Source organism: Glutamicibacter sp. BW80 (assembly GCF_002332385.1).
Taxonomy (GTDB): domain Bacteria; phylum Actinomycetota; class Actinomycetes; order Actinomycetales; family Micrococcaceae; genus Glutamicibacter.
In genome coordinates this window covers 251,350-259,276 of sequence record NZ_NRGV01000015.1, presented here as the reverse complement: position 1 = coordinate 259,276, position 7,927 = coordinate 251,350, and the positions used below count along the sequence as shown (strand labels likewise).

Sequence of the window (7,927 nt, the reverse complement as noted above, 5' to 3'; positions counted from 1 at the left end):
CACCAGCGAGAATGAACAACGCCACTGCGAGTCCTCCGTCTAGCATGCAGACACCACGAGTGTCTGCATGCACCGCGCCGTATTCGCTGTGCGCCCGCATGGTTGCACGAGCGCCCCGGGAATTGGCTGCCGCTTCTCGACAAATTCCAAGTCGACAGGGCGAGGCATCAGGGTTAAACAAAAGCACCCTCCCGAGCCGTATTCACGGCTCAAGAGAGTGCTTCTGTATCTAGTGCTTAGTAGTCGCGACGTCCGCCGCTACGGCCCGAATCGCCGAAACGGCTCTTGCCGCCACGTCCGCCACCGCCGCCGAAGCCGCCGCGCTTTTCGCCACCGCGTCCGCCGCCGAAGCCTCCGGAGCGTCCGCCACCGAAGCCACCGGAACGCTTACGGTCGCCGTAGCCACCGCGATCCGAATCTTCGGCTGGGCTGCGACCGTTGTCGAGCTCCAGGTCGATAGCTTCGCCGCCAATGCGCGTCTTGGACAGTGCACGCCACTGGTCCTTGCTCAGCTCTGCTGGCAATTCGACCAGGGTGTGATCCGAACGGATATCAATGCCACCGATTTCGGAGGAGTTGAAGCCACCCTCGTTTGCCAGTGCGCCGACGATCGAGCCTGGCTGAACGCGGTTACGACGGCCAACGGCCAGACGGTACATGGCGTTGCCCTCGGCTGCAGTCTTGCGAGCACCGCGCTCACGTGGTTCGCGACGGGCTCCGTCACGGCCACCCTCACGTCCGCCTTCGCGGTCCATGCGGGCCTTCTTCGATGGTGGGATGACTGGTTCGGTCATCAGCAGTGGACGACCGCCCTGAGCCATCAGTGCCAGTGCGGCAGCGATTTCCAGCTGATCCAGGTCTTCGTGCTCGCTGGCGAAACGCTCCACGATTTCACGGAAGGTAGTCAGATCCTGGCCACTGATGGTCTGGTCGATACGATCAATGAAACGCTGGATGCGACGGTCGTTGACCGAGTCCAGGGAAGGAAGCTGCATCTGGGTCACCGGCTGGCGGGTAGCCTTCTCGATGGCACGCAGCAGGTACTTCTCGCGTGGGGTCATGAAGAGGATCGCGTCGCCCTTGCGCCCTGCACGGCCGGTACGGCCAATACGGTGCACGTAGGACTCGGTGTCGTGTGGGATGTCGTAGTTGATGACGTGGGAGATGCGTTCCACGTCAAGGCCACGAGCGGCCACGTCGGTTGCGACCAAGATATCGATCTTGCCCGAACGCAGGTTCTCGACGGTGCGCTCACGCTGCTGCTGCGGGATATCACCGTTGATGGCGGCGGCGGTGAAGCCACGTGCCTTCAGCTTGTCGGCAAGATCTTCGGTAGCCATCTTGGTGCGCACGAAGGCGATAACGCCTTCGAATTCCTCGGATTCGAGGATACGGGTCATGGCGTCCAGCTTGTGGGCACCCATAACCTGCAGGTAACGCTGGGTGATGTTGGTGCCGGTCGAGGTGGTCGACTTGACGGAAACTTCCTGTGGGTTGCGCAGGTATTCCGCAGCGATACGACGAATGGTGCGTGGCATGGTTGCGGAGAAGAGTGCAACCTGCTTGTCGGCCGGGGTCGACTCCAAGATCTTGTCGACCTCTTCGGCGAAGCCCATGCGAAGCATTTCGTCGGCCTCGTCCAAGACAACGTACTGGAGGTTGGACAGGTCCAGGGAACCCTTGTTGATGTGGTCGATGACACGACCTGGGGTACCAACAACAACCTGTGCACCGCGGCGCAGGCCGTTGAGCTGTGGGCCGTATGGGGAGCCGCCGTATACCGGCAGGACGGTGAAGTCGCTGAGGTACTTGGCGTAGGAAGTGAAAGCTTCAGCAACCTGGAGGGCTAGCTCGCGGGTTGGAGCCAGAACCAGGATCTGCGGGGTGCGAGCTGGACCGTTGAGGTCAGCAAGCTCGGCCATGCGGGACAGTGCCGGCAGCGCGAACGCCGCGGTCTTACCGGTACCGGTCTGAGCCAAACCAACAACGTCACGGCCTTCAAGAAGCAGTGGGATGGTGGCGGCCTGGATTGGCGATGGCTTCTCGTAGCCGAGGTCGGCCAGTGCTGCAAGCACTCGGGCGTCAAGACCAAGTTCGCTGAAGAGCACGGTCGGCTCTTCGGTGGTCTTTTCGTCATTGGTGTTTACGGGCATGTCAGATGACACGAAGAATTACCTCATTCGTTTGGGGGAAGGCCTACCCGTCCCCAAAAGAAAGAACGACGCATAGGCTACACAGTAAAAAAACTACTCACGCTCATCAAGCGCTCCCCTATGACATAAAAACCGCGCTCACACTTGGCGGAAGAAATACAACACGAGAAGGCTCTAGCCTCAAAAATTGGGCGAGATGCAAGGAAACCCTGATGTTCGCGAACACCTAATACTATCGACATCAGGGGCCATTTGTCAGGGCGAGAGCCGTGTGAGTTCAGGCACCGCGACGCAGAGGACCCAAAACCATCCCCGGAACGCTAGGCTGGAAGACGTGAAAAAGCCCGCGAATCCCTCACTTACAGACGTGTCGACCCCCGGTGCGCTACGCATCTCCCGGTTCGTTTGGATTTTGGCCGGAGTGCTCTTCTTGGGCTTCGCAGCCAATCTATTCTTCGATACCTGGACTGGCCGGTCCCTGGACCTGGGGCCGCTGGCTCTCGTCGCCCTGCTGGCGGTGGCCGGGATTGCGTTCTGCCTCTTGGCCATACGCCTGTGGAAGGGCGAACGCTCGGCACGTGCCCAGTTGACCTGGATCGGACTGATCGCGGCGCTGCCGACCCTGCTGCGCATGGGACGCTATGCGATTCTTGCGGCCGTGGTGCTCGTCGCGGTGCTGCTGATGTGGACCCCGGCAAGCATCAAGTATTTTAAACTCGTCTCGCCAAAGCCCAAACAGAAATAGTCGACGGCCCGGTTAAACACCGCGGGACTCGCAACCCAAGTGGCTACGAGTCCCGCGGTGTTTTTCTGCTTACAGCGCCGTGAAGGCGCGCTCCAGATCATCGATCAAGTCGGCGGCATCTTCGATACCCACCGAGAGTCGAAGCAAATTCACCGGGACGGCCAGCTCGGTGCCCTTGACCGAAGCGTGAGTCATCTCCGATGGGTAGTTCATCAGCGATTCGATGCCGCCGAGCGACTCGGCCAGGGTGAAGAGCTTCGTGCTTTCGGCAATCTTCCGCGCGGCGGCCTCGCCGCCGGCGAACTGCACCGACACCATGCCGCCAAAACCGCTCATCTGCTTCTTGGCGATCTCATGGCCGGCGTGATCGGCGAAGCCCGGGTAGAGCACGCGCTCCACTTCCTTGCGTTCGCGCAGCCAGGCAGCGACCTGGGCCGCATTCTCGCTATGGGTGCGCATGCGCACGCCCAGGGTCTTCAAACCGCGGGTGGTCAGGAATGCGTCCATCGGGCCTGATACGGCGCCCACGGCGAACTGGATGAAACCGATCTTCTCGGCCAGCTCGTCGTCGTTCACGATGATCGCGCCGCCAACAACATCTGAGTGCCCGCCGATGTACTTGGTGGTGGAATGGACGACGATATCCGCACCGTGGGTCAGCGGCTGCTGCAGGAAAGGGCTGGCGAAGGTGTTGTCGACAACCAGCAGCGCGCCAGCCGCGTGGGCGATCTGCGCGACCCGGGAGATATCGGTGATCTTCATCATCGGGTTCGACGGGGTCTCGACCCAGACCAGCTTCGCCTTGCTCTTTTCGATCGCGGCGGTCAAGGCCTGCTCGTCGGACATGTCCACCGGGGTGTTGCCGATGCCCCAGGCGCCGAGCACGCGGTCGATCAGGCGGAAGGTTCCACCGTAGGCGTCGTTGCCCAATACGATGTGGTCCCCCGGGCGCAGGATCGCGCGGATCAAGGAGTCCTCGGCCGCCAGGCCCGAGCTGAAGGAAAAGGCGTGCTTGCCGAATTCGGCTCCGGCCAGCTGCGCCTGGAGCGAATCACGGGTTGGGTTGGTGCCGCGGCCATATTCATAGCCATTGCGCAATTTGCCGATCGCTTCCTGCGCATAGGTCGAGGAGAAGTGCAGCGGCGGAACAACCGCGCCGGTCACCGGTTCAAATTCCTGCCCGGCGTGTACGAAACGAGTATTTGATCCTTGGGTATTTTCGGTCATGACGTTCCTGTCCTTGAGGTGGAATTCTTTAGCGGGTGACGTAGGCCAGCAGGTCCGACGCCGATAGCGCGGCGACAACGTCTCCGCCGTGCGTCAGCAGAACCGCCGGGTGCACGGCCAGCATTTCTTGGGCACGGGCGAGATCTTCACCCACACCGAGCAGCGGGATGGCCAGCTGCTCGAGCTCTGCCAGCTCGCTGGTGGCCGCGGCGCCGGCCAGGAGCGCGTCGGTGATGGCCGCCGCGCCGATGACCCCGCGGATTTCGCCGATCCGGGCGGGCAGCTGGACGGTGGCCACGACCAGCGCTTCGGCACCGGACTCGCGCAGCGCCGCGGCGGCCTGGGACAGGGTGGTCTCGGGTGCCACGGTCGGCTGCGGCTGAGTAGCCAGCGCGCGGGCTATGCCCACCAGCTCGGAGTCCGCCTCGCCGGTGAAACCCTGGGTGAGCATCCAGGAGTCATTGAAGATCTTCGCCAGGTAGCCGCGGCCGCCATCGGGTGCGATGACCACCACGACGTCGTCTTCGCTCAGGTCCTTGGCCACGCGCAGCGCCGCCACGATGGCCATCCCGGATGAACCGCCCAGCAGCAGTCCCTCCTCGCGAGCCAGCCGGCGAGTCATCTCGAAGGAGTCGGCATCCTTGACCGCCTCGACAGCATCGGGCACCGCAGGATCGTAGTTGCCCGGCCACATATCCTCGCCGACGCCTTCGACGAAGAACGGGCGGCCGGTGCCGCCGGAGTAGACCGAACCGTCCGGGTCCGCGGCGATGACCTTGACCGGACCAGCGGCACGATCGGCGGAAATCTTCTTGAGGTAGCGTCCGGTACCGGTGATGGTGCCGCCGGTGCCCGCACCGATCACCACGTGGGTGAGCTTGCCGTCGGTATCGTTCCAGATTTCCGGGCCGGTCGACTCGAAGTGGCTTTCCGGGGCTCCGGGATTGGAGAACTGGTCTGGCTTGTATGCGCCATCGATCTCGCGGACCAGGCGATCCGAGACACCGTAGTAGGACTCAGGGGATTCCGGGGCTACTGCCGTTGGCGTCACGACGACTTCGGCTCCATAAGCGCGCAGCACATCGCGCTTTTCCTCGCCGACCTTGTCCGGGGTGACGAAGATGGTGTTGTAGCCCTTCAGCTGTCCGACCATCGCCAGCCCGACACCGGTGTTGCCACTGGTAGGTTCGACAATAGTTCCGCCGGCCTTCAACTCGCCGCTTTGCTCCGCACGCTCAACCATTTTCAGGGAGATGCGATCCTTGATGGATCCGCCCGGATTCAGGTATTCGAGCTTGACCAGCACGGTGGCTTTGATACCGTCGGTCACGCGATTGAGTTTGACAAGTGGCGTGTTGCCAATCAGATCTAGAACTGTAGACGCATACTTCATGTCAAGAACTTTACCGGCGGATGACACACATGTCGTGGCCACTCGTAGCTTAGCGTCATCCAGTAGCCATCGCTGGCGCGAAATGTTAGCGAGAGGCCCGAACAGGGGAAGAGGTACAGAGCGTGCACACCGCGGCGATCAGCAGCACCCACGACCCGCAACGTCCGGTCAATTTGCCGAAGTCCTTGGGGATTCTGCGTCGCGGCCTCGGCGACCCGACCATCCGACTGTCGGCCACGGAGGCCTGGTTGGCCTTTGCGACGCCGCAGGGCGATGCGACGCTGCACATCTTTAAACCGTCGATTAATGGCGTCGCTCGGTTCGACGCGTGGGGACCGGGTGCGCGGTGGGCCATCGAATACGCGCCGGAGCTCTTGGGCAGCCAGGACGATTGGGCGCGCTTCGATGAGCCGGGTTTCTTCGCCACCCTGCCCGAACTAGTGCAGCGCCAGCGCAGGGATCATCGGGATATGGTGCTGCCGCGGACCCACCGGATCTTCGAGCATGCCGCCGGTGCGGTGCTGGAACAACGCGTCACCGGGATCGAAGCAAATCATGCTTGGCGCTGGCTGATCCGGCACCATGGAAGAACCGCACCCGGCCCGGCGCCCGAGGGGCTGCGGCTTTTTCCGCGCCCGGAACAAATCGCTTCGCTCAAACGCTGGGATTGGCAAAGCGCCCGGGTTGAGGATCAGCGGGCGCAGACGCTGAGCAGGCTAGCGTTCGCCGCGAGCCGATTGGAATGGTGGGCCGCCTTCGAACTGGGTGAGAAGAAGCCGCAGGCTAGCGGCGCGGGCACTCTGGAAGCTGCGTTGCTGGCCATGCCCGGCATCGGACCTTGGACGGTTGCCGAAACCTTGCAGCGTTCCCACGGCTCCCCCGACCACATTTCGGTCGGCGACTATCATCTGGCGGGGTTTGTTGGACAGATGCTGACCGGACGTCGCGTCAAGGATTCGACAATGCTTGAGCTGTTGTCGCCTTTTGCCCCACAGCGCCAGCGCGTGATTCGGCTGCTGCTGCTTTCCGGCCAGAAAAAGCAAAGCTTCGGGCCACGCTATGCCCCGTTGGATCATCGAGGTCGTTAGCAGCCCGAAGCTTTAGTTGCCAGATAGCTTTTGTACTATTCCGCCTGCGCGCCTTCCTCGGCGATCTGTGCGTGCACCTCGGACATGTCGATGCCCTTCACTGCGGTGACTAGATCTTCGAGCTGGGCCGCATTCAGCACACCAGGCTGAGAGAAAACCAGGACCTTTTCGCGGAATGCCATCACGGTCGGAATCGACGTGACATTGGCAGCGCGGGCCAAACCCTGTTCGGCTTCGGTGTCCACCTTCGAGAACACAACATCAGGGAACTTTTCCGAAGTTTGCTCATAAACCGGCGCGAACTGACGGCAAGGACCGCACCACGCTGCCCAAAAATCAACGAGCACAATGTCATTGTCTTCAATCAGCTGGGCGAATTCTGCTTCGCTCACATTTTTAGTTGCCATGCTTACACGGTAGCCGAATTCGGTCACAAGTACGTAGCTGAGAGACATTTTGCGCAGTGAGGAAACCCGGAATATCGGGATTTTTGCGTATTTTTCCGGGGATGCAAAAAACTCCCAGATCCTAAGATCTGGGAGTCATTTGTGGCAGATACTGGATTCGAACCAGTGAAGGCGTTGCCAGCTGATTTACAGTCAGCCCCCTTTGGCCACTCGGGTAATCTGCCCCGTTTGTTCACGTCGGAACGAGAAATAACTCTACAGGAGTTTCGGGGAGTTGTGAAATCGGGAGGCGCATTTTTGATGTAAGCCTGATCACAGCCCAAATTCGCGCTGCTAAACCGGTAGGCTATGAAGCGAATTGGACCCGTAGAACACCAAGGAGAAATCACATGGCTAGCGATTCCACTTTTGATGTCGTCAGCAAGGTAGACAGCCAAGAAGTCGCCAACGCACTGCACCAGGCCCAGAAAGAAATCGTGCAGCGATACGACTTCAAGGGCGTCGGTGCCGAGATCGACTACAGCGGCGAGAAGATCCTAATGAAGGCCAACGCCGAGGAGCGCGTCAAGGCTGTGCTGGACATCTTCCAGTCCAAGCTGGTCAAGCGCAACATCTCGCTGAAGTCCTTGGACGCCGGCGAGCCCTATGCCTCGGGCAAGGAATACCGCATCGAGGCCTCCATCGTCGAGGGCATCGCCCAGGACGTTGCCAAGAAGATCAATAAGCTCATTCGCGACGAAGCGCCGAAGGGCGTCAAGTCCACCATTCAGGGTGATGAGCTGCGTGTTTCCTCCAAGTCCCGCGACGACCTGCAGGAGACCATGACGCTGCTGCGCGGCTTCGAGGAAGCCGACCTCCAGTTCGTGAACTTCCGCTAGGAACCAGCCCGAGTGCCAATGACAAAGCCGTTGCCA

7 protein-coding genes and 1 tRNA gene are annotated in these 7,927 nt (G+C 61.2%); 3 read left to right on the top strand and 5 right to left on the bottom strand.

The window, feature by feature from the left end:
- Positions 1-236: 236 nt before the first annotated feature.
- On the bottom strand, positions 237-2,153 hold the full coding sequence (locus CIK76_RS03640; RefSeq protein WP_096283524.1) for a DEAD/DEAH box helicase: 1,917 nt from the start codon (positions 2,151-2,153) through the stop codon (positions 237-239).
- A gap of 334 nt (positions 2,154-2,487) precedes the next feature.
- Here CIK76_RS03640 and CIK76_RS03635 point away from each other — a divergent pair, with 334 nt between their 5' ends.
- Complete coding sequence (locus tag CIK76_RS03635; RefSeq protein WP_141393447.1) at positions 2,488-2,898, top strand: hypothetical protein; 411 nt, start codon at positions 2,488-2,490, stop codon at positions 2,896-2,898.
- 69 nt (positions 2,899-2,967) lie between these two features.
- Here CIK76_RS03635 and CIK76_RS03630 read toward each other — a convergent pair whose 3' ends face one another.
- Together CIK76_RS03630 and CIK76_RS03625 are read right to left on the bottom strand one after the other, a co-directional pair.
- Positions 2,968-4,125 (bottom strand): cystathionine gamma-synthase, encoded by a 1,158-nt coding sequence (locus CIK76_RS03630; protein ID WP_096283520.1) that lies wholly within the window; start codon positions 4,123-4,125, stop codon positions 2,968-2,970.
- Between the two features lie 28 nt (positions 4,126-4,153).
- Positions 4,154-5,518: a pyridoxal-phosphate dependent enzyme gene (locus tag CIK76_RS03625; protein WP_096283518.1), complete on the bottom strand. Its 1,365-nt coding sequence runs from the start codon at positions 5,516-5,518 to the stop codon at positions 4,154-4,156.
- Between the two features lie 122 nt (positions 5,519-5,640).
- Between CIK76_RS03625 and CIK76_RS03620 the strand changes: the two genes are divergently transcribed.
- A complete protein-coding gene (locus CIK76_RS03620; RefSeq protein ID WP_096283516.1) occupies positions 5,641-6,606 on the top strand; it encodes a 3-methyladenine DNA glycosylase in 966 nt (321 codons plus the stop codon).
- 35 nt (positions 6,607-6,641) lie between these two features.
- Here CIK76_RS03620 and CIK76_RS03615 read toward each other — a convergent pair whose 3' ends face one another.
- Positions 6,642-7,013, bottom strand: a complete 372-nt coding sequence (locus CIK76_RS03615; RefSeq protein WP_096283570.1) for a thioredoxin family protein — start codon at positions 7,011-7,013, stop codon at positions 6,642-6,644.
- 142 nt (positions 7,014-7,155) lie between these two features.
- Positions 7,156-7,237 (bottom strand) — tRNA-Tyr (locus tag CIK76_RS03610).
- Between the two features lie 165 nt (positions 7,238-7,402).
- Between CIK76_RS03610 and CIK76_RS03605 the strand changes: the two genes are divergently transcribed.
- Positions 7,403-7,891 carry a YajQ family cyclic di-GMP-binding protein gene (locus CIK76_RS03605; protein ID WP_096283514.1) on the top strand — a complete coding sequence of 163 codons (489 nt, stop codon included), beginning with the start codon at positions 7,403-7,405 and terminating at the stop codon, positions 7,889-7,891.
- The last annotated feature ends 36 nt before the right edge of the window (positions 7,892-7,927 follow it).